The 21,564-nt window shown below is 53.0% G+C and carries 20 protein-coding genes; 16 read left to right on the top strand and 4 right to left on the bottom strand.

The annotated features are described in order from the left end of the window. The first annotated feature begins 10 nt into the window (after positions 1–10). The 5 genes from hemL (at position 11) to GT409_RS16070 (ending at position 4,217) form a co-directional block, all read left to right on the top strand. Positions 11–1,282, top strand: coding sequence for a glutamate-1-semialdehyde 2,1-aminomutase (gene hemL, locus GT409_RS14760; protein WP_160629822.1), 1,272 nt, complete (start codon positions 11–13; stop codon positions 1,280–1,282). 64 nt (positions 1,283–1,346) lie between these two features. Beyond that, positions 1,347–2,171: a cytochrome c biogenesis protein ResB gene (locus tag GT409_RS14755; RefSeq protein WP_160629821.1), complete on the top strand. Its 825-nt coding sequence runs from the start codon at positions 1,347–1,349 to the stop codon at positions 2,169–2,171. Next, positions 2,168–2,929: a cytochrome c biogenesis protein CcsA gene (ccsA, locus tag GT409_RS14750; protein WP_160629820.1), complete on the top strand. Its 762-nt coding sequence runs from the start codon at positions 2,168–2,170 to the stop codon at positions 2,927–2,929. The genes GT409_RS14755 and ccsA overlap by 4 nt, the downstream gene beginning before the upstream one ends. A gap of 134 nt (positions 2,930–3,063) precedes the next feature. Beyond that, positions 3,064–3,363, top strand: a complete 300-nt coding sequence (locus GT409_RS14745; RefSeq protein WP_160629819.1) for a hypothetical protein — start codon at positions 3,064–3,066, stop codon at positions 3,361–3,363. 68 nt (positions 3,364–3,431) lie between these two features. After that, positions 3,432–4,217 carry a hypothetical protein gene (locus GT409_RS16070; protein ID WP_160629818.1) on the top strand — a complete coding sequence of 262 codons (786 nt, stop codon included), beginning with the start codon at positions 3,432–3,434 and terminating at the stop codon, positions 4,215–4,217. 38 nt (positions 4,218–4,255) lie between these two features. Here the strand turns inward: GT409_RS16070 and GT409_RS14735 are convergent, their stop codons facing one another. Further along, complete coding sequence (locus tag GT409_RS14735) at positions 4,256–5,479, bottom strand: helix-turn-helix domain-containing protein (RefSeq protein WP_160629817.1); 1,224 nt, start codon at positions 5,477–5,479, stop codon at positions 4,256–4,258. Between the two features lie 157 nt (positions 5,480–5,636). Between GT409_RS14735 and GT409_RS14730 the strand changes: the two genes are divergently transcribed. Together GT409_RS14730 and GT409_RS14725 are read left to right on the top strand one after the other, a co-directional pair. After that, positions 5,637–6,260: a cobalamin B12-binding domain-containing protein gene (locus tag GT409_RS14730; protein WP_160629816.1), complete on the top strand. Its 624-nt coding sequence runs from the start codon at positions 5,637–5,639 to the stop codon at positions 6,258–6,260. Positions 6,261–6,329: 69 nt separating this feature from the next. Further along, positions 6,330–8,006: an ASKHA domain-containing protein gene (locus GT409_RS14725; protein WP_160629815.1), complete on the top strand. Its 1,677-nt coding sequence runs from the start codon at positions 6,330–6,332 to the stop codon at positions 8,004–8,006. Positions 8,007–8,033: 27 nt separating this feature from the next. Here GT409_RS14725 and GT409_RS14720 read toward each other — a convergent pair whose 3' ends face one another. Beyond that, positions 8,034–8,867, bottom strand: coding sequence for a hypothetical protein (locus tag GT409_RS14720; RefSeq protein WP_160629814.1), 834 nt, complete (start codon positions 8,865–8,867; stop codon positions 8,034–8,036). 176 nt (positions 8,868–9,043) lie between these two features. Between GT409_RS14720 and GT409_RS14715 the strand changes: the two genes are divergently transcribed. Continuing rightward, entirely contained in the window at positions 9,044–11,500 is a 2,457-nt protein-coding gene (locus GT409_RS14715) for an ATP-dependent Clp protease ATP-binding subunit (RefSeq protein ID WP_160629813.1), read from the top strand. Between the two features lie 18 nt (positions 11,501–11,518). On the opposite strand, the gene GT409_RS14710 is transcribed toward GT409_RS14715, so the two are convergent. Beyond that, positions 11,519–13,411 (bottom strand): response regulator, encoded by a 1,893-nt coding sequence (locus GT409_RS14710; RefSeq protein WP_160629812.1) that lies wholly within the window; start codon positions 13,409–13,411, stop codon positions 11,519–11,521. Continuing rightward, the gene (locus GT409_RS14705; protein WP_160629811.1) at positions 13,408–14,724 is read right to left on the bottom strand and encodes an ABC transporter substrate-binding protein; all 1,317 of its coding nucleotides are present in this window, start codon (positions 14,722–14,724) and stop codon (positions 13,408–13,410) included. Before GT409_RS14705 ends, GT409_RS14710 begins: the two co-directional genes overlap by 4 nt. A 173-nt stretch (positions 14,725–14,897) precedes the next feature. Between GT409_RS14705 and GT409_RS14700 the strand changes: the two genes are divergently transcribed. From GT409_RS14700 to GT409_RS14665, 8 genes are all read left to right on the top strand, one after another. Further along, the gene (locus GT409_RS14700; protein WP_160629810.1) at positions 14,898–15,755 is read left to right on the top strand and encodes a prephenate dehydrogenase; all 858 of its coding nucleotides are present in this window, start codon (positions 14,898–14,900) and stop codon (positions 15,753–15,755) included. Next, positions 15,752–17,056 (top strand): 3-phosphoshikimate 1-carboxyvinyltransferase, encoded by a 1,305-nt coding sequence (gene aroA, locus GT409_RS14695; RefSeq protein ID WP_160629809.1) that lies wholly within the window; start codon positions 15,752–15,754, stop codon positions 17,054–17,056. The genes GT409_RS14700 and aroA overlap by 4 nt, the downstream gene beginning before the upstream one ends. Beyond that, positions 17,053–18,393, top strand: a complete 1,341-nt coding sequence (gene cmk / locus GT409_RS14690) for a (d)CMP kinase (RefSeq protein ID WP_160629808.1) — start codon at positions 17,053–17,055, stop codon at positions 18,391–18,393. Before aroA ends, cmk begins: the two co-directional genes overlap by 4 nt. A 72-nt stretch (positions 18,394–18,465) precedes the next feature. Continuing rightward, a complete protein-coding gene (locus GT409_RS14685; protein ID WP_160629807.1) occupies positions 18,466–19,176 on the top strand; it encodes a hypothetical protein in 711 nt (236 codons plus the stop codon). Between the two features lie 25 nt (positions 19,177–19,201). Further along, complete coding sequence (locus GT409_RS14680; RefSeq protein ID WP_160629806.1) at positions 19,202–19,813, top strand: sigma-70 family RNA polymerase sigma factor; 612 nt, start codon at positions 19,202–19,204, stop codon at positions 19,811–19,813. Beyond that, on the top strand, positions 19,813–20,253 hold the full coding sequence (locus tag GT409_RS14675) for an HAD family hydrolase (RefSeq protein ID WP_160629805.1): 441 nt from the start codon (positions 19,813–19,815) through the stop codon (positions 20,251–20,253). The genes GT409_RS14680 and GT409_RS14675 overlap by 1 nt, the downstream gene beginning before the upstream one ends. A gap of 16 nt (positions 20,254–20,269) precedes the next feature. Further along, positions 20,270–20,818: a hypothetical protein gene (locus tag GT409_RS14670; RefSeq protein WP_160629804.1), complete on the top strand. Its 549-nt coding sequence runs from the start codon at positions 20,270–20,272 to the stop codon at positions 20,816–20,818. A 186-nt stretch (positions 20,819–21,004) separates the two neighbouring features. Beyond that, positions 21,005–21,553, top strand: a complete 549-nt coding sequence (locus GT409_RS14665; protein WP_160629803.1) for a helix-turn-helix domain-containing protein — start codon at positions 21,005–21,007, stop codon at positions 21,551–21,553. The last annotated feature ends 11 nt before the right edge of the window (positions 21,554–21,564 follow it).

The following is a 21,564-nucleotide window of genomic DNA, read 5'->3' as shown; positions in this document are numbered from 1 at the left end:
GGATTTTAGAATGAACAGTCAGTCAGCCCGATATTTCAGCCGTGCACAGAAGGTCATTCCCGGCGGAGTGAACAGCCCTGTGCGGGCATTTAATGCCGTGGGCGGTGACCCGCTTTATGTTGTGAAAGGGCACGGGCCGCGCATTACAACCGCCGATGGTCGTGAGCTGATCGATTTCTGCGGCTCATGGGGGCCGCTTATTCTGGGGCACGCCCGCGAAGAAGTGGTCGAAGCCGTCGCAAAGGCCGCCCGTGACGGCATGACCTTTGGCATCAATACGCCGCGCGAAGTCGAATTCGCCGAACTGCTCTGCTCGCTGGTTCCGGTTATGGATCAGGTGCGGCTCGTCAATTCCGGAACTGAAGCGGTCATGACCGCGTTGCGCCTCGCACGCGGCTTTACCGGTCGTCGTCGCATCATCAAATTTGACGGCGGTTACCACGGGCACTCCGACGGACTGCTCGTCGGAGCCGGAAGCGGACTGCTGACCGGCGGCATTTCCTCGTCAGCCGGCGTTTATGTGGACGAGGGAGATGTGTTTCTGCCTGCCTACAACGACAAACAGGCTGTCAGCGACCTGATTGATGCGTACGGCGATGAAGTTGCCGCTATCATTGTCGAGCCGGTCGCCGGAAATATGGGATTGGTGCCTCCGGTCGACGGATTTCTCGAGCACCTGCGCGCCGAAGCCGATCGCTGCGGCGCACTGCTCATTTTTGACGAAGTTATCACCGGTTTCCGTTTCGGGCCGACCACGTACGGCGAACAGGTCGGAATTACGTCCGACCTGACAACGCTCGGCAAAATCATCGGCGGCGGCATGCCGCTCGCCGCTCTCGGCGGGCGCAAAGAGGTGATGCAGCGCCTCGCCCCGGTTGGCGATGTCTATCAGGCCGGAACGCTCAGCGGCAATCCCGTCGCCGTTGCCGCCGGGATGAAAACCGTCGAGTTGCTCGTTGAAGAAAACCCGTACGACCAGATTTCCAATGTTGGGAAAAAACTGGCGGAAAGTTTCCAAGGGTTGGAAACCAACTGCGTTGGGGCGCATAATTTTTATCTATCTCAGCTCGGCGGCGTCTTTACGCCGTTCTTCGGCAGAGGACCGATCCGGAATCTGGCCGAGGCTAAAGCCTGCGACACGAAAGCTCACGCCGCATTTTTTCATGCCATGCTCGACCGCGGTTTCTATCTTCCGCCGTCACAGTTTGAGTGCGCCTTCATTTCCGCCGCCCACACGGACGCCGATATCGAGGCCTTCATTTCTGCTGTCCAGGATATTTAAACTAGATAAGTTCAATCATATTTTTATGCCTTTTGAGTCTGTTTGCTGTTAGTTTGCCTGATGTATGAGGTTTGGGATTGTCATTTTCTGTGCGGTGATTCTGCTGCTGCTGGCCGGGGTTCTCCCGGTTGGAAACGGGATGAGTGCGCGGGCGGTTTATTATTCGCCGCTGATGATTCTTCTGCTCGCATTGCTGAGCGGCCTTTGCGTGCGCTGCTGTTTTAAACGCCGTCCGCTGGGTTTCATTCTGGTTCATTTCGGTGTGGTGATCATTCTGGCGGGCGCATTTGTCGGTTATGTGGCCGGAACGAAGGGATCGCTTCAGTTGTCTTTGCAGTCGCCGCGGCCTCAGGGCCGGCTGGTGACGCAGGACGGCGCGACGGTTGACTTCGGCTTCGATGTTGCTGCCGAAGATTTTGAAGTCTGGTTTTATCCACCGGTTTATACGTTGTACCGTCCGTTGCCGCCGGAAGAGATTCTGCCGGGACAGATGCCTTTTGAAAAGATCGGCGAGTTGAATCCGAAAGGCCGGGAAAGACTGCAGGTAGGAGATGTTCAGCTTCCGGTTTCCACCCTTCGGAAAAATGGAGAGTGGGTGGAGCGATACCGATTCGCGGATGGCTCCTTTTTGTTTCGCGGATCGCCGACGCCGTCCTATTATGGCGTTACGTTGCTGATCGACGGCGAAAAAATACCGGTGAGCATTAATCACCCCGCCGATCATCACGGCTGGCGGTTTTACCTTGTGAGCTACGATCAGCGCGCCCGGCGCTATGTGCAGCTGTCCGCGCGGCGCGATCCCGGACGGGGCTCGGTGATTGCCGGAATCTGGATTGTCATGATTGGAACCTTTGTTTTGTGTTTCCGGAAGACGGGAGGTGCCGCATGAGTGCATTGCTGGTGCCGTTGCTGATTGTTTCAGCGCTTGGATATCTTGTTTCCGGAGCTTTGTTTGCCCTGAAGCGCGGAGGGACAGGAAAACTGCTGATGTCGGGAGCATGGCTGGTGAATCTGGCGGTGCTGGTGCTGAACGGGTTGATTGTTCACGATATTCCTCTCGGAAATATGTATCAGGTGCAGGTGGTGCTTTCGCTCTGTCTCCTGCCGCTTTACTTTCTGTTCACGCTGCGCGACCGGCTCGGTTGGACCGGCATGTATTTTGCATTTGCCTCGGCGCTTCCGACGATCGGTGCAGTTTTCATGGATAAACAGGGCGGCTGGAAGCGGATGCCCGCACTGCAGTCTCACTGGTTTGTGCCGCATGTGCTTGCCTACATGATCAGCTACGCGCTGTGCGCCGTTGCTTTTATTATGCTGATTCGCCTTTGGTGCTCCCGGGATCGCAGCGAGCTGCGTCGCGCAGTTTACCAGATTCTGCTTGTTGCGTTTCCGTTTATGACCTTTGGGATGCTTTCCGGGGCGCTTTGGGCTGAAGATGCCTGGGGTCAGTACTGGAGCTGGGACGCCAAAGAGGTATGGTCCCTGATTACCTGGAGTCTCTATCTGGTTTATTTTCACGGTCGCAAAAGCAAATGGTCCCGCTATGCCGACTGGGCGCATTTGCTGGCATTCCTGGCGCTGTTGACCACATTTTTTCTGGTCAACCTGCTTCCGAAGCTTGGGAGTCTTCTGCACAGCTACGCATGAGTGAGCTTGTTCCTCAGGCTTCCTGCTGTTTTGTAACGGTTTCTCCCGCAATCTTCTGAGGGCGCTTTAAAGTTGTGTTGTTTGTTTATATTCCCGTAGAATGTTTTCTTTTTGGATAAGCTGTCTGGGGGATCATGAAGAAGCATATTTCAGTGGGTTTGATTGGGCTGATGCTTGTCAGCGGGTGCACCAGTTTCCGGGGAATCCCGAGTCACGGCGGGGGCAAACGGTTTGACGAAGAGCAGCGGCTGATTGCGGCATCGATTTATAAGGCCTTGGAGCAAATGCAGTGCGATGAACTGCGCGGCAAAAAAGTGCGCGTTGTGCATGAGTTCACCACAACCTACGGAAGCGGAAATGCCAGCTTTGGCGGATTGCAGGACATTACGCTGCTTCCATCCTACAGTTATTCTGACGCGGATTATGATGGGTAGCATATAATACTCGGAAAAGAGAACTGCGTGATACTTATTCGTGGGGCAATGTGCGCTATCGCCCGAACATGACGTTTTATACCTCGAATGCGAATACCGACCGGGATGCCGCTTTTTTTCGTTCCTGTCTGGAAATGAAGCTGTGGCACGACGGTGCGGTTGTTGTGCCGAAAGGTGAAGAGGTCACCCTGTATGTTCTGCTGGATGTTCTGGGAACCAACCGGAGCCGGAAGGACCGTATTGTTCAGATCACCGAGATGCTGAACGCATCATGCGAATTCACTTATTATGCGGTTGATGTGAAAACCGGAAAACTTCTTTTTCAGTACCGTAGAAACGGCGGCGAAGCACGTTACAAGGAGAGCACCGTTCTTTTTCTGGGACTTGATACGATCGACCGCAGCATAGAGGCCAGCATGCCGCTGGAAATGCCGGTGTTTACTTTGTGGGAAGAGCCGAAAAAAGTCGAGACGACTTCTCCGGCGAAACCTGCCCCAAAACCCGCTGAAAAACCGGACGCGAAACCCGATGTTAAATCTGCGCAGAAGCCTGCGGCCAAGCCGACTCCCAAACCCGCCCCTAAACCGGCAGGCAAACCGCCTGCGGCGAAAACGGTCGAGTCCAAGCCCCAGGCTTCTCCCACGAACGGCAAAAAGTCGGATCCGTATCGCTTGAATAAAGAGCAGAAGGGAAAGGAGCTGCAGGAGCTGGCGGATCAGGCCCGCATGCAGGTTGAAACCGGTCGTACGAACGAAGCAAAAAAAACTCTGACTCGAATCAATAACATTGATCCCAACGCCGAAGAGGCAAAAGAGATTGAACAGCTTCTTCTGGATGAGGGTTTTATTAAATAGCCGGCGGAATAAACCGCTGTTTCTTTGTCCCGGCAAAGTTATGAATCTGTACTGCCGGTTTTTGAGTGGTAGAGTTTGCGGTAACGGGACGGAGTGATTCCCATCCATTTCCGGAACTGCTTGATGAAATAGCTCTGGTCGCCGAACCCGGATTCATACGCGATGTCCGTGCAGCTCATATTGCTTTGTTCCAGCAGACGCTGGGCTTCCTGTACGCGCAGTTGATGAACGTGCTGCAGGACGGTTTTTCCGGTCTGTTCTTTCACCAGATGTGAAATACGGAATGTACTGAGGCCCACTTCGACTGCAAGCATTTCCAGCGTGATCGTTTCGTGAAAGTTTTCGCTGAGATAGTCCAGAATCCGCGCGACGGTTTCGTTGGTGCGGTTCTGCCCGTGCAGGTAGATGTTGCGCATGAAATCGTCCAGCGAATCGGCCACGACATTGGAGAGAGTTTCAAAGTTGTCGGCATCAATGATGGCAGCCATCCAGTCATGGTTCTTTTCAATCAGGCTGCTCATTTGCGGACTGTCTTCAATGGCGTTTCGAACGAGATATCCCATCATTTCGATGACATGGGCTTTCAGCAGTCGAATATCAGCCGTATGGGAAAAGAGGGCGCCGAGAGTCTTGTTCAGTTCGCGCCGTGCGCCTTTCTGGTCGCCGGCTTTCATCAGCGAAAGCAGGGTGCGTTCATCATCCATCAGGGTGCGGTTTCCGAATCCCTGTTTGCGGCGATGGATTTCCTCAGCAATCTGCTGTTGCCGCAGTGCTTTTTTACGGTTTTCGCTCAGCAGGGAAATATTCCAGCTCAGCGTACAGCAGGTCAGGGAAAACAGAAACTCTGCCGCCTTTTGTGATTGTTCCTGCTCCCATACGGGTAGAGCCTGAATGTATTTTTCTGCAGCCGGGCGAAACGTCCCGGCTGCGGCCAGGTGATTGATTGCTTCGAGCTGTTCGTAGGAGTCGTTATCGCTCAGCACTTCGCCGCCGACCAGTCCGCCGCGCACTTCGCCGTCGCAGACCAGCGGAATCATCCAGCTGATCACGTTCGGCATCATAAAAAAGGTGTAGGGTTCGCCCCAGCGCACGCTTTCTGCCAGAGCGTGGGCCCGTGCGTTTTTCAGTGGCGGGAGGTTTGTAATGGTGTCGGTTGTGCCTTTGCGGGTTCCGAAAGGATCTACTTCGTAAAGAACCGCGTCATACGAATTCTGGTAACTTTTTCGGATTTTTTCAAAATCGGCTTTGGGCAAGATCGACATATTTATCCCTTAAAAGTGCACTCTATTTGTTGTTTTATGCATTTTTTATCTCAGTGTCAGCAATATTGTCATATATAAATTTGAAAACACCTATTTAAAGTCCGCCTTTTTTCATACATTGCTTCTGTTGTTTTTCTGAAAAAAAAGGAGATCTCCCATGGCCGGAAACGAAGAGTTGTTTAATGCAATTATCAAAGGAAAGCGCAAAGACGTCATTGCAATCGTGCAGGCAGAAATTGATGCCAAGGCTAATGTGGAAGAGATCCTGATGGAATCCATGATCCCCGCGATGCGCGAAATCGGCGATCGTTTTACCCGCAACGAAGTATATGTGCCGGAAATGCTGATTGCCGCCCGTGCGATGCAGTCCGGGCTCGATCTGATTGATCCGCTGCTTGCCGACACCGGCCATGAACCGCTCGGGAAAGTGGCTATCGGAACCGTGAAAGGAGATCTGCACGATATCGGTAAAAACCTGGTTGCCATGATGGTCAAAGGTGCCGGATACGAAGTGATGGACCTGGGTGTGGACTGTGATGTTTCCAAATTTGAAGAGGCCGTTGATAACGGTGCACAGGTGATCATGCTCAGTGCGTTGCTGACGACCACTATGCCGTACATGAAAGAGATCGTGGATCACTTTAAAGGCAAAGGTTCGTCTGTGAAAATCCTGATTGGCGGGGCACCGGTTACTCAGGAATATGCCGATGAAATCGGTGCCGATGGATACTCCAGCGATGCCAACGAAGCGGTGACGTCCGTGGAACAGGCGCTGGCGTAACGCCACGGTTTTCTTTATAAAGCATCCCGAAAAAAGCGGGGCGCTTTTTTTCGGTCCGGACCTTTCCTAATGAGACTTGTTTTCAGATCCAACGGAACCCGCAAAGAAATTGCGGGTTGCTCTGAGCGTACGCTGGCCGAGCTTGCCGCTGACGCGGGATTTCCGCTCAATATGCAGTGCGGCGGGCAGGGCGCATGCCGGGGCTGTACGGTCAGGCTGGTTTCCGGCCGTGTCGGCGTCGGAGGGAAGACCGTGCATGCGCCGGCCGAGGTTCGGGCCTGTCAGGCCGCTGTGCTTTCCGAGGCAACCGAAGTGGAGATTCCGGCACGATCGCTTCTGAATATCGGCGAGTGTGCATCTGCGGACTTCTACTCTGAGCGCAGCAGCATTTTTCAGCCATTGGAAAGCTGCGAGGGGCAGTTCGGGATTGCTGTGGATATCGGCACGACGACTGTCGCCGCGCTGCTGGTTGAGCTTTCCTCCGGAAAAATTCTGGCACGCGAGTCGGCCTATAACCGCCAGATCGAGCTGGGTACTGATGTGGCGGCGCGGATCGCGCTGTGCTGCGAAGCGGAAAACGTCGAAAAACTTCGTCAGCTCATCATCACAGAGACCCTTTTCCCAATGTTTGAAAAACTTGAAGCCGCAGTTTCCGAGCATTGGAAAGAAAAGTTCCAGGGATTGGACAGCGTGACTGAGATTGTTTTTTCCGGCAATACTGTCATGAGCCATCTGGTTCTCGGGCTGTCCGCGCTGAGTATCGGCACGATTCCGTTTGAACCGTTGATGAAAGTATTCCGGGAACATCCTGCATCTGAAATCGGACTGGATTGCTGTCCGAATGCCCGGGTACGTCTGCTTCCGGCGGTTGCGGGATATGTCGGAGGCGATGTTGTGTCCGACCTGTATGTCAGCGCTCCATCCGGCAGCGGTGTGGAAATGCTGGTGGATATCGGCACCAACGGTGAAATCGTGCTGATGGAAGACGGGCGGATGATTGCCACGGCCACGGCTGCCGGACCGGCGTTTGAGGGCGCGGGGCTGCTGCACGGTGCGCGCGCCGGCGATGGCGTGATTGAGCAGGTCATCTGCAATCCGGATGATTCAATGGATGTTGAGGTGATTGGCGGCGGCCCGGCATCCGGACTGTGCGGAAGTGCGGCGATTGATTTTATGGCGACGGCTTTTGAGAGCGGGTTGCTGAACATGATGGGGCGGTTCGATCTCGATCGGCTGCGGGCGGCCGGTCGCCTGGTTCAGCTCGACTGCCACGGCATGACGGTGAATGCCTGTATTCTGGTGCCGCAGGAAGAATCGGCGCTGGATGAGCCGGTAATGATTACCGAGTACGATGTGTCCCAGATTTTAAAGGCCAAAGGCGCTGTTTATGCCGGTATTCGTACGATTCTCTCAGAAGCCGGGCGCGAATTGCAGGATGTTCAGCGGCTGGTGCTGGCTGGAGGCTTTGCTGCGCATCTGCGCATTGAACATGCGATTACCATCGGTCTGCTGCCGGAACTGCCGCTCTCAACCTATGATGTGATCGGCAACGGTTCTTTGGCCGGAGCCTATGCGGCGCTGGGTTCTCCGGTGGCTTTTGATGAGCTGCTGAACCTGTCGAGAAGACCGTCGGCATTGCATCTGAATAAGTGTGCTGAGTTCAATGACCGTTATATTGACGCCATGGCGCTGCCGAACATGGATCCGGATGAGTTTCCTCAGACTTTTCAGCGAACTGCCGTGTGAGTGAGTCAGACGCTTTTCTGCTGTTATTTACCATCGGTAAGTTCTCTCCATCCCTTTTCCCCGAGCGCGGGTTCCTAATCCCAAAAGTTTTATGTCGCCGGAGTCTCCTTCTTGAATTCGGGCGTAGAAAGTAAATTCTTTATCACTGTAGATTCCCTCTTCGTGAATTTCTTCGAACAGTTCAAGAGCATCGTTTCCGGAAAATTCAATGCGTAAATCTGGTTGGCCGAATCCAGAGTTGATAAACGTTTGATACTTTTCAGAAGAAATACTTTTTATTTCTCTTGTGCAACAACAGGTTATTTCAACTTCATGTCCAATCACATGATGTCCATAGAGAGCCAGTTCCGAGACCGTCCAGTCATCCATATCCTTTAAATCTTCTACATCCGGGAGTCTTGTTTTCTCTGACCAACTGTACGTGGCTATTCCGTCTTCATTTTCTGAACATTTGTCCCCCAGCGCAATTAACTGTTTTGGGTTCTGCTTGGGAACCAACACATAAACACCGATATCTGCCCTTCCCGCTTTAGCATAAGTATCGCCCTGGTCAGCCTCCTTAAATGAAAGTTCTGAGAAATATCCGAGTCCTTCTTCGGAAAAGCGAACTCTCGCGCCATCATTATCTTGGTCATAACAGCGAATATATCCTTCATAAGTTCCTGATTTGTTTCGTCTTAGGCAAAGTATACGATTGAATTGCACTTCGACAACTTTTCCAGCAAGACGGGGCTGGTGGGTTTTTATTTCCAAGGATGAATAACTTTCATTGATGGGGGCAGCGTTTGATGTTGGGAGTTCTGTAAATCCTGTTTCAACAAGTAAAAGTAAACATCCAAGTCCGAGCCATTCTTTTTTCATTTTACTGCTCCATTAGTGCTGATTTTGTCTTTAAAGTAAAAGTTGTAAATAATTATGTTCTACAGTTTTTTAATGGTTCGTCAAGAGAATCGTTATTAGGACGAAAAGCAAGCGGTACGGCTTGAAATCAATTCCGCTTCTGGAATAATCGTTGAGAATTTTAATAAGGAATTGATATGGAAAATTTCACCCCGAGAGCACAGCGAGTCCTGCATTTGGCGCGCAAGGAAGCGGAGCAGTTCAATCATAATTATGTCGGTACCGAGCATATCCTGCTGGGACTGGTGGCGCTGGGCAGCGGCGTAGCTGTGAGTGCACTTCAGTCTCTTGGAATCGATCTGCAGGGGCTGCGCATGGAGGTCGAGAAGGCGGTTGGTGTCGGCGGCGACACAAAAATGACCGGCAATATTCCGTTTACTCCGCGGGCAAAAAAAGTTCTGGCGCTCGCTACCAGCGAGGCGCGTTCGCTGAGTCACAGTTATGTCGGCACCGAGCATATCCTGCTGGGGCTTTTGCGCGAAGGTGAAGGAATTGCCGCCCGGGTACTTGAAAATATGGGGGTTGATCTCGACGAGGCCCGCGAAGAAATTATGGCGATGCTGGATCCGGACTACGACGGGTCCATGCAGGGAGGCGAAGAAGAAGCGCCTCCGTACGGATCTCCGGCGACGGGTGCGGACGGTAAGGAGCTTAAAACTCCGGCCCTGAATGCGTTTGGGCGCGACCTGACTGAGCTGGCCAGAAAAAATGAGCTCGACCCGGTCATTGGCCGTCACAGCGAGATTGAGCGTGTCATCCAGATTCTCTGCCGTCGTACGAAAAACAATCCCGTTCTGCTCGGAGAGGCCGGTGTCGGTAAGACCGCTATCGCAGAGGGGCTTGCCCAGTCGATTGCCGACGGAACGGTTCCGCAGATTCTGGCGGAGAAGAAAGTGATTACTCTGGACCTGGCTCTGATGGTTGCCGGAACCAAATACCGCGGGCAGTTCGAGGAGCGTATTAAGGCGGTAATGGACGAGATTAAGAAGACCGGCAATGTCCTGCTGTTCCTTGATGAGCTGCACACGATCGTTGGGGCCGGTTCGGCGGAAGGAACCATGGATGCGGCCAATATTATCAAACCGGCACTTTCTCGCGGGGAACTGCAGTGTATCGGTGCCACGACGCTGAATGAATATCGCAAATCGATTGAAAAGGATGCCGCGCTGGAACGTCGTTTCCAAACGGTAATGGTCAATGAGCCGACCATTGAGGAAACAATCCAGATCCTGAAAGGGCTGCGCGTGAAATATGAGGAGCATCATCACGCTAAAATTACGGACGAAGCGCTTGAGGCTGCCACCAAGCTGGCCGCGCGCTATCTGCCGGACCGCTTCCTGCCCGACAAAGCGATTGACCTGATCGATGAAGCCGGTGCGCGCGGCCATATCGCCAATATGGTGAAGCCGCCGGAATTTCAGGAAATCCGCACTCGTCTTAAAGAAGCTCAGGAGCAGAAGGATATTGCGATTCGCGAGCAGAAATTTGAAGACGCTGCTGCGCACCGGGATGCCGAACGCAAAGCCAAAGAAGAGCTTGAAGCGGCGAAGAAGGCCTGGGAAACCGAACAGCAGGAAAACATTTCCGTTGTGGAGGAAGAGGATATTCGCGTGGTCGTCTCCAAATGGACCGGAGTTCCGGTTGATAAAATGGGCGAACAGGCGCTGGCCAAGCTGCTCAAGATGGAAGAGCAGATCGAGAAGATTGTGATTGGTCAGAACGAAGCGGTTTCTGCAATCAGCCGGGCGCTGCGTCGCTCACGTGCCGAGCTCAAAGATCCCAAACGTCCGATCGGTTCGTTTGCATTCCTGGGCCCGACCGGGGTTGGTAAAACCATGCTGGCTAAAGAGCTGGCCCGCTTTATGTTTGACGATCCCGATGCGCTGATTCAGATCGATATGTCTGAATACATGGAAAAATTCTCGGCGTCGCGTCTGGTCGGTTCGCCGCCCGGATATGTCGGGCACGAAGAGGGCGGTCAGCTTACTGAGCGTGTCCGGCGTCGTCCGTATTCCGTCGTTCTGTTCGACGAAATCGAAAAAGCGCACCCGGATGTGATGCACATGATGCTTCAGATTCTTGAGGAAGGCCGTTTGACCGACAGCCTCGGTCGCAGCGTCGATTTCCGTAATACGATCGTCATCATGACCTCAAACGTCGGTGCCACCCATGTTGCCAAGGGCGGGCTTGGTTTCGCTCCGGAAAGTGAAGAAGATGACTACGACAAGCTCAAAAAGGTGATGATGACTGCCTGTAAAGACACCTTTAAACCGGAACTGGTCAATCGCCTTGATGATATCATCGTCTTCCGTCAGCTGACCGTGAAGGATATCGAAGTGATTCTCGATCTCGAAGTCAGCCGTGTTCAGGAACGGGTGGAAGCTCGAAAAATCAAACTGACCATTGCTCCGAAGGCCAAGGAATTTCTGATCCAGAAAGGGTTTGATAAGGCCTATGGTGCACGCCAGCTGCGTCGGGCTGTTGAGCGGCATCTGGAAGATCCGATGGCTGAGGCGATTCTGCGCGGTGAGCTGGAGTCGGGTAAACCGGTCAGTGTTCGCGCCGGGAAAGACAAACTGACCTTTGTGCAGTAATGTTGTTTGCCGCGCATGTTAGGCATGCGCGGTATAGCGGCTCAGAATTTCCAGCAGGTCTTCTTTGCGGATTGGTTTAGGAAGGTAATCATTCATGCCGGTCTGGATGAATTTTTTCCGGTCGCCTTTCATGGCATGAGCGGTCAGGGCGACAATTGGGAGGTTCGGATGGCTTTTCCGGATGATCTGTGTGGCTTCCAATCCGTCCATGACCGGCATCTGAATATCCATCAGGATCATGTCGTATCCGGCGGGCTGCTGGCTGCCGATTTTTTCAACGGCGTCGACGCCGTTGGCTGCCGTTTCAAATTGAATGTCTGCCTGCTGAAGCATTTTTTCGATGACTTTGCGATTCAGCAGATTATCTTCAACAACCAGGATGCGGAATGCATGGCTGGGGCTGCATGTTGCCACGTTCTGTTTTCTCGGCACTTCTTTTTCCGGGGAGTGATCGATTGGAACCTGAATTGAAAAAGAAAAAACAGCTCCGTTGCCCGGCTCACTGCTGATGGAAAGAGTTCCTCCCATTTTTTCAACAATTCTGCGGGAGATGGATAGTCCCAGCCCTGTTCCACCATATTTGCGGGTGTGAGAACCGTCAGCCTGAGTGAATTCTTTGAAAATGACCTTCTGAGCTTCTTTGCTGATGCCAATACCCGTGTCCTGAATGTAAAAATCCAGAGTGCACAGGTCCTTATCTTTATGCGAAGTCTTCAGATCAACCGCCACATAGCCTTGATGGGTGAATTTGATGGCGTTGGCGATCAGATTGATCAGAACCTGCCGAAGACAGTTTTCATCATTGCGTATATTTATTGGGACCGAGTCGTCGCAGGTAATGTACAGTTTCAGTCCTTTCTTCGTCGTTATCGGAGTGAAAAACAGGCGGAGTTCGTTCAGCAGTTCGCGAATGCAGACCCTTTCGTTTTTCAATTCCAGTTTGCCCATCTCAATTCTGGAGAGGTCAAGGATATCGTTAATAATTGCCATCAGGCTGTTTGCAGAGGTGGCAATCGTCTGCAGGCACTCCTCCTGTTCGGGAGTCGGATTCATGTCCTCCATAATTTGAGTCATCCCGATGATGCCGTTCATTGGAGTACGGATCTCATGGGACATGTTGGCAAGAAATTCACTTTTACTTCGGTTCGCCTGTTCCGCAGCTTCTTTCGCAGAGGTTAGTTCCTTGTTGAGTTTATCATCAAAAAGCTGTCGCTCTTCCAATTGGCGGGCTGCGCGGTTGATGCCGCGTTCCAGAGCCCCCAGTTCGTCGGGGTGCTGTTCAGCGAGTCGGGCACTGTAATGTCCCTGAGCGACGGTTTCCAGGCACTGGATGGCTGACTGGATACGGGGCATCGTCAGCCGTCGGATGAAAAACGCCCCGACCATGGTGGTGGCCAGAATACAGCACAGCCCACCTGTTATAAAAGAGAGGGTAATCTGTCTTTTTCTGGCCAATGTGTGTTTGGAATCAATTTCCATGTAAAGCCCGCCCAGATAACGTCCTTCGGAAAATAAAGGGGTAAAAATGTGGATGTGTCCTTTTGAAGTTCGATGCCACCAGGATGTTGTTTTGGAATGCTGGGCGTGTTGTGTCAGCTTGTCTGAAACTTTTCCTTCGTTTTCGCGCTCGGAGCAGTAATAAACCTGATTGTCGGCTCGGGTCACAGATGCAAAAAGAACCTGTTCTCCGATTAACGCGGAAAGCGACCCGGCGTCTCTGGCGGTGTTGTATGGAAGGGTGCTTTGGCTCATCAGCGTACCGGGAATGGCGGCCTGCTGGATAAGCCAGTGCTCAATTTGTTTAGAGAACAATTGTGAAAAATAGATGGCCAGGCCTGAAAATGTGATCGCTGCGGTCAGAAAAACCGCGATCCCCAGTTTAAAGGCAAGGGTTGGGAACGAATATTTCACTTAGACACACCTTTCATGTGTTCGATTGCGTCATCAGCAGTGATTTGCCCATAGATCAGGTCATCAATATAGCGCAGAATCGGATAGATGGATCGGTTGGTTTGCTGCTGTGCAAAAAAGTCGCGGCGGAGGACACGCCCCTGCATCAGTGTTCGCTGAAAGGCGGCAAACGAGTCGTTCCCGTACTCTGGATCGTAGAGGCTTCCGACCATTCCGCTCGGCATTTTTGAGTACCGGGTCCATTTTTCCACAATTTCCGGTTTGCTCCAGAATTCCATGAGTTGGGTTGCCGCCTCTTTCGCCGGACTGTTTTTCATGACCGCCCATGCCGGCATGAACCCTCCGCAGTAGAACTTCTGCTTCTGGATTCCTGGCATCTGGGCCAGACGGAGTTTTTTTGTTAAGTCCGGAGAGAATGCCTGAAAAGCACTGTAGCGCCATGTGGAATCGAACAGAAACAGTGCCCGGTTTTCTGCCAGCAGCCGTGCCGCATCTTCCCACTGCAGGTTTTTTTGATGTTGGACCGGGTTCTGCCGACCAATTGCTTCCAGGGCATACAGTATTTCCTTCAGAGAATTGGAAACGCTGGCCGGGGAAGAGAGATCCGGATTTGTGGAGAGAAACAGATTATGTGTCAGTCGGGCGAACGATCCGGATCGGCTGAAATCAGCAAACGCGGAAATCGGTTGGTCGGCAGACGTATTGAACGCGTTAACACATCGAAGATATTCGAGCAGGTCTTCGAGGCTCATTTCTTCTTTTTTAATGTTCAGACCGAGTTGGCCAGCCAGCTCTGCATTGTACCATGTGCAGTACAGAAATCCTTCGATGTACGGGCCGGTAAGAAGACCTCCCGTTGATTCGCAGAAGTCCGGGCTTTGCAGAAGTTCGGGGCGGTGGGCATCCCTGATTTTCCGAACAGGGGAGAAATCCATCAGGTGTTTTTTTCCCCAGAGCGGGTCATCCAGCAGAACGGACACCTTTTGATAGATGACCGAATCCAGCCAGATAACATCCCATGAATTAGTTCCGGAGCGGATCATGTCGGCAATAAATCTGGACTGATGGTCCTGTGTTTTTTCCGGAAGTACATCCTTGGCGAAAGAAAACTGCACATCAATGTCCTGGTGCAGATAACGAAAATCTTCCAGAACTTCCACGACCAGTTGTTCACGGAGGCCTTCACCTTTCCAGTGTCCCTCCCAGCGCAATGCCGGCTTTCCGGTCGGAGCAGTGCTTATTTCTCCTGCCTGAAGAAGCAATGTCAGGCTGTACAGCAGAGACCGTAAGCGAACTTTCTGGAAACGACACATATCCCGAAATCCTGCTCCCATCACTGGTTCGATTCAAGTTTAATTCCATTTTTCAAAGATCAGCGATTCAGAATTCGGGGCCTTGCGCTTTTCTTGTTCGGAGAAAACGGGTAGAACTTTCCAATCTTTGGAAAAACAACCGAAAGATTAGGTTCAGGATTTCAGATAAACGAATGAAAACACTTTCAATTATTGGACTGGGGCTGATGGGCTCTTCGCTAGGCCTCGCGCTGAAGAAGCGCGGGGTTTCGGTATGCATTCAAGGCTATGCTCGACGCAGAGAAACCTGCGAAGAGGCGCTGGAGTTGGGGGCTGTGGATGCGGCGTATACGGATCCGGCGGAAGCGGTTTCCGGTGCGGATCTGGTGGTCATCTGTGTTCCGATCTGGACGATTGCTGAACTCGCAAAAGCCATTGTTCCGGCGCTGGAGCCCGGCGCGGTTGTGACGGACGTCGGCAGCACCAAGACGGACCTGATTTCTGTTATGGAGGCTTGTTTTGCGAATAGCGGCGCCTGTTTTATCGGATCGCACCCGATCGCCGGATCTGAAAAAACCGGCGTAATGGCCGGGAGTCCGGATTTATATGAAGGCCGTCTGGCGGTGGTTTGTCCGACCGACAAAACACCTGCTGCTGCAAAAGATAAAGTTTCCAATCTTTGGAAATGCGTTGGGTCGGAAGTGGTTGAAATGTCCGCCGAACAACACGATGCAACGCTGGCGTCGACCAGTCATCTTCCGCATATGGTGGCGGCTGCGCTGGCTCGTTCGGTCGGTGTCGAAAAAGCTGATTTTTGCGGAACCGGTTTTAAGGACACCTCTCGGGTGGCTTCCGGATCGGCCGATATGTGGGTGGACATTATTGACACCAACCGCGCCGCGCTCGAAGCGGAGCTGGATCACTTTCACGAGGAACTGCAGGGGCTTATTGCCATTCTGCGCAAGGGCGACAGCAATGATATTCGCCAATGGCTTGAAGATGCCGCTGGTCAGCGTGACCGGATTCTACATCAGAACAGGTTTTTGAAATGAAATCGAAAATTGTCTATCCATCTGTGCTGGGCGGTGAAATCCGAGTCCCCGGCGATAAAAGCGTGTCGCAGCGTATAGCCATGCTGGCCGCGCTGGCGAAGGGGACCTCAACGATCAAAGGTTTTCTGACTGGTGAAGACGCCATGAGCACGCTGAAAGCGGTTTGTGCGCTGGGAGCATCTTATCGGTTTGTCGACGATGTTCTGGAAATCACCGGAACGGGAGGAACGTTTAAAGAGCCGGCTAATACGCTGGATATGGGAAACTCCGGCACGGGGACGCGTCTGCTGGCCGGGCTTCTGGCCGGGCGTCCGATTACGGTTACGATGACCGGCGACGCATCGCTTTCGCGCCGGCCGATGGGCCGAATCGCCGCGCCGCTTCAGCAGATGGGCGCAAAGATTGAGCTGACGGGTGAGAAGGGCACGCTGCCGATGACCATTCACGGCACGCAGCTTAAAGGGATTCACTACGAGCTGCCGATGGCTTCTGCTCAGGTGAAATCCTGTGTGCTGCTGGCCGGGTTGTTTGCGGACGGAAAAACGACGGTGATTGAGCCGCATCCGACACGCGACCACACCGAAAAACTTTTTCAGGCATTGGGGATTCCGGTGGATGTGAACGGACTGGAAATCAGCGTGCCGGGCTTTGGAAGCGCCGGTCCTCAGTTTGCAGCAAGAGATATTACGGTGCCGGGCGATTTTTCATCGGCGGCTTTCTGGATTGCAGCCATTGCTGCACGGCCCGGCGCGGAGCTGACGGTTCGCAAGGTTGGGCTGAACCATCGGCGTACCGCACTGCTGGATGTGCTGAAGCGCATGGGGGCACAGATCGAAACGGAGCTGACAGACGATCAGGGCGATCCGATGGGCACTGTTTTTGTGCGCGGTGCGCAGCTGTACGGAACCGAAATCGGCGGCGATGAGATTCCGAACCTGATTGATGAACTTCCGGTGATCAGCGCGATTGCCGCGCTGGCTGATGGAGAAACCGTGATCCGCGACGCGGAAGAGCTGCGGGTGAAAGAATCGGATCGCATTGCAATGATGGCGGCTCACTTGCGCGCTTTTGGAGTGGAGGTGTCTGAAAGCCCGGATGGGATGACGGTGCATGGTCCCGCCGTGTTAAAGACTCCGGTCAAACCTTTGGCCAGTGATGGGGATCATCGGATTGCGATGTCGGTTGCGGTGCTGGGAAGTTTTACGGATCAGCCGGTGACAATTGACGATACGGCCTGTGTGGATACATCTTATCCTGATTTTTGGAATCATTTGAAACAACTGGGTGGAAACTGCGAATGAGTAAACAGCGAATTATTGCGATTGACGGCCCGGCGGCTTCCGGGAAATCGACAGTGGCGCGCGAGGCTGCCAAACGTCTGAACTGCGTTTATGTGGATTCCGGGGCGTTTTACCGGGGCGTGACCTGGAAAATGCTGCGCGAAGGCGTGAACACAAAAAATCCGCTGGCGGTTCTTCCGGTGCTGCTGAAGTCCAAGTGGAAATTTGAGGTGCGCGATCGGGCTGTGTTTTTTTCCATTGACGGTGTGGAGCCGGGCGAGGCGCTGCGCGACAAGGATGTTCGCGAGGCCGTTTCTGATATTGCAGCCATGCCGGCCGTCCGCAAGTTTGTGGTTTCCAACCTTCGGAAACTGAAAAAGCTCGGGTCGCTTGCAATGGAAGGGCGCGATATCGGTTCGGTGGTTTTTCCAAAAACACCTTATAAGTTTTATCTGGATGCCAATCCGGAAGAGCGTGCGAAGCGTCGCCATGCCGAATTGATTGCCCGGGGCGAAACCGAGAAGGCTCAGGAGGTAATGGAGTCTTTGGAGCGTCGCGATAAAAAGGATTCAACCCGCAAGGCCGCGCCGTTGAAGATTGCTGACGGTGCGTATGTGATCGATACGTCGGAGTATGATGTGGAGGGGGTTGCCCGAGTGCTGCTCGGTCGTATTTCCGACCTGGAAAAGCCGCGCTCGGATAAAATGATCAATCCGATCTGGTACCGCATTGCCTGCAAGTTTCTGGGGATGGGGCTTAAGGTCTGTAACAATATTCAGGCATACGGCGTGCAGAATGTGCCGAAAAGCGGTGGCGTTATTATTGCTTCGAACCATGCCAGCTATCTGGATCCACCGGCCGTTGGCGCCTGCAGCCGCCGTATGCGTATGACTCATTTTATGGCGCGCGATACGCTGTTTAAAAATCCGCTGATGGGTGCGTTTCTGCACCGGGTTGGGGTCATTCCGCTCGACCGTGAGCGTGGCGGGGATCTCAAAGCGATGAAAACCGCGATTCAGCTGCTGAAGGATGGCGCCTGTGTGGCGCTGTTTCCGGAGGGCACGCGCTCGCCGGACGGGAATCTGCAGCCGGCCAAGCCGGGCATCGGTTTTCTGGTTGCCAAAGGGGCGGCTCCGGTGGTCCCGGTGTACGTTCACGGGTCTTACGAAGCATGGTCGAAGCATAGCGACGGATTTCAGCGCAAGCCGATCAATGTTATTTACGGCAAACTGATTACGCAGGAGGAGATCCAGGCCCTCGGCAGGGGCAAGGCCGCCTATCCACTGATTGGGGATCTGATTATGCAGCGCATTGCGGAGCTGAAGCAGAAATTCGAAGCCGGCGAGATTACGGAATAGATTTTTCATGTAATTGGAAAAAAGACCGCAAAGCATTCGCTTTTGCGGTTTTTTTGTTTTTATCATCGGTTTGTGAAGAAGTTTTTTAAACTGCTGATTGGGTTGGCTCTGCTTCCGCTGTGCTGGGCGGGATCGCGCACGTTTTTCTTTCTGCTGGTCTCGGCGTCGCCGCAGGCGGCCGTCGGATGGGCGCTGCCGACGGGTTTTTTTGTTTCCGTGCTCGGTTTTTTTCTGCTGCCGAAGGCCTTCAGAACGTATGTGCTTGGGCATGAATTGAGCCATGCTCTGGCCGGATTGCTGATGGGCGCGAAGATCGGTAAAATGAAAATCGGCCGGGAAGGCGGTCATGTGGAGCTTTCGAAAAGTAATTTCATTATTGCGCTGGCTCCGTACTTTTTTCCGTTTTACACCGGGCTGGTGATTGCGCTCTGGTTCGGGATCGGGTTTTTTCGGGACGTCAGTGCCTTTGAGCCGCTTTGGCTCGGATTGGTGGGGCTGACGTGGGGGTTTCATGTTACCTTCACGCTTTATATGCTTTCGCAGCATCAGCCGGATGTGCAGGAGAACGGCCGGATTTTCTCTTATGTGGTGATTTATCTGGTTAATCTGTTTGTGGTTGCGCTTTGGATAATCCTTCTGGGGGAGATGACCTTTTCCGGAAGCTGGAACATTCTCTGCAATGAAACTGTCCTGGTCTACAGTGCTGTTGCCTCGGCCGTATTGACCGGATGGGCATCTCTTACTGAACTGTTTTTTGAAAAAAAACAGGGATCGATGCAATAAACTGCTTCGGGAGGCGTTATAGGCCATGAATGCGGAAAAACCTGAGACAAACCCTATGGACGTGGATGATGTACAACTCCTTGCAGATTATCGAAACGGCAACGCCGAGGCACTCGGTTTGCTGGTTGAAAAGTACAAGAGCCCTTTGTTTGGCTTCATCTATAAATTTTCCGAAGGGCATGAGGATGCGGATGAGGTTTTTCAGGAAGTTTGGGTGAGGGCAATTAAGAATATGAACCGTTACCGCCAAAAGAATCTGCTGAGCTGGCTGTTCCGGATTGCGCACAATCTGATGATTGACCGCATCCGTCGTCGGAAGCCGACGGTTTCGTATGATACGCCGGCGACGGACGACGGGGTGGCGGTGAGCGATCAGCTGGCGTCTTCGCGGTTGGGTCCTGACAGCGAAAGCGGCGGTCGTGATCTGGGTCTGCGGATTGAGGCCGCCACGCAGAATCTGCCGCTGGAGCAGCGCGAGGTTTTCTGGCTGCGAATGCAGGGCGGACTCAGTTTTAAGGAGATTGCAAAGGTACAAAAATGCTCAATCAATACCGCTTTGGCGAGAATGCAGTATGCGCTGTCCAAGCTTCGGAACGATCTGGGTGATGAATATCGGGAGTTACAGGAGGCAGGGTAATGAATGCGAAAAAGCTCGAGAAATGGATTCTGTTGGAACAGACCGGTGAGCTGTCACCGCGCAGACAAAAAATTTTAAATCAATGCCCCGGGGTGCAGGAACGGAGGGATGAGCTGAAAACATTGTTTGATGCGGTATCTCTTTCTGCCGGGGAACCTTCTCCTTGGGCTGCCACCCGCATTCATGCCCGGGTTCAGCGGGGGCACCGTCCGGTTTTACTGTCCGCCCGGGCTTGGCGTCCGATTCTGGCGCTTGCTGCCTGTCTGACACTGATTGTAACCACCATTGATTTTAGGTCGGATTCCTCTCCGTCTTCTGTCGCCGCTGTTGCGGTGGGGGAAGTGGACGAGTGGAACGTTCAGTTTGAAGAGGATCTGACTGAACTGGAGGGTCTGATACTGGCCATATCAGACACCTCTCTTGACATCATGGAGATGTAAACCAAAGGAGAGAAAGATGAAAAAGTCGATTACATGTCTGTTAACAGCTGTCTTTGTGGCCGGAGTTGCGGTCGCAGAAGGCGGTCCCTGGTGGAAATTCGGATTGGGTAAGAGACCGGCGCAAGAGATGAGTCAGCCCGAATGCCCGCAAGGTGAGGGCCGTCATCCGGATATGCGCGAGATGCGTGGACGCAAACGCCCGATGATGAGCGAGGAGCAGCGCACAAAAATAAAAGCCCATTATGAAAAAGTCCATAGGCTGGCTGAAGCTGCCCGGGCGGAGACGGATCCGGTTAAGAAAGAAGAACTGGTGGGTCAGCTCCGTGTCACACTGATGGAAGGTGCGCAGCAAATGCAGGCTGAGTTCAGTAAACGTCTGGAAAAAGCCGAAAAGGACGTTGCCAGGATGAGAGAACGTCTCGAAGACGGAGAGAAGAATATGGCAGCACGCGTCGAAGAGCATTTGCAGCAAATACTTTCCGGGGAACGGCCGGAACGTCAGCGTCACGGCCCCGGATCCGGTGGCCGGCACGAAAGACATCCGGAACCGAAACCCTCTGAATAAATTCAGAAATCATTCCTGATCAAAATCCCGTCGGGTTGCCCGGCGGGGTTTTTGTTTAGACTGTTTCAGGAAACCGGCCGTTTGGAGATAAGAAGGTGTTTTCTGAGCCAGTGTTTTTTACCGTTAAATATATTGATTGAGAAATCGTGTGTGCCTATGGTTTCTGTTTTATAGCGGAGAACCGTCATGGATGAAATGATGAATAGTGGAGATGAGATGTACAACTTTTCTGTGGTGCGCGATTTGCGCAAGCGGGAGGGTTTAACCATTGCCAACCTGTCGGAACGGACCGGTATTTCTCCGGCGGTGATTTCCAAGCTGGAGCGCAATCAGGCCGTTGCCGGACTGGGAACGCTGTTTCGGCTGGCGCGTGCTTTCGGGATTACGGCGGCCGAGCTGCTGGCCCTGATCGAATCGCGTACGGCTCAGTGCAAAACAGAGACCGAGCGCATTGCCGGCGATTTTCATTTCCGCATGATCGAATTCAGTAATTCCAAGTGCTATTACGCCGAAGCACCGGCCGGAGCCAAACGTTCCAATCCGGACGCACATCGGGATGACTATGAGACATGTTGGGTTCTTGAGGGGGCTGTGAAGATTGTTCTTCCGTATGAAACTCACGTGCTGAATGCGGGTGAATGCCTGCAGTTTGATGCTCTTTTTGAACACACTTACGAGGTTCTGGAGGACTGCAGGATCATTCTGCAGCACATTCATAAACAGAAACGGTTTTAGCTGCGCGACTG

Source organism: Tichowtungia aerotolerans (assembly GCF_009905215.1).
Taxonomy (GTDB): domain Bacteria; phylum Verrucomicrobiota; class Kiritimatiellia; order Kiritimatiellales; family Tichowtungiaceae; genus Tichowtungia; species Tichowtungia aerotolerans.
Note: the sequence above shows the minus strand (reverse complement) of the source record. Positions and strands in the feature narration are given on the sequence as shown.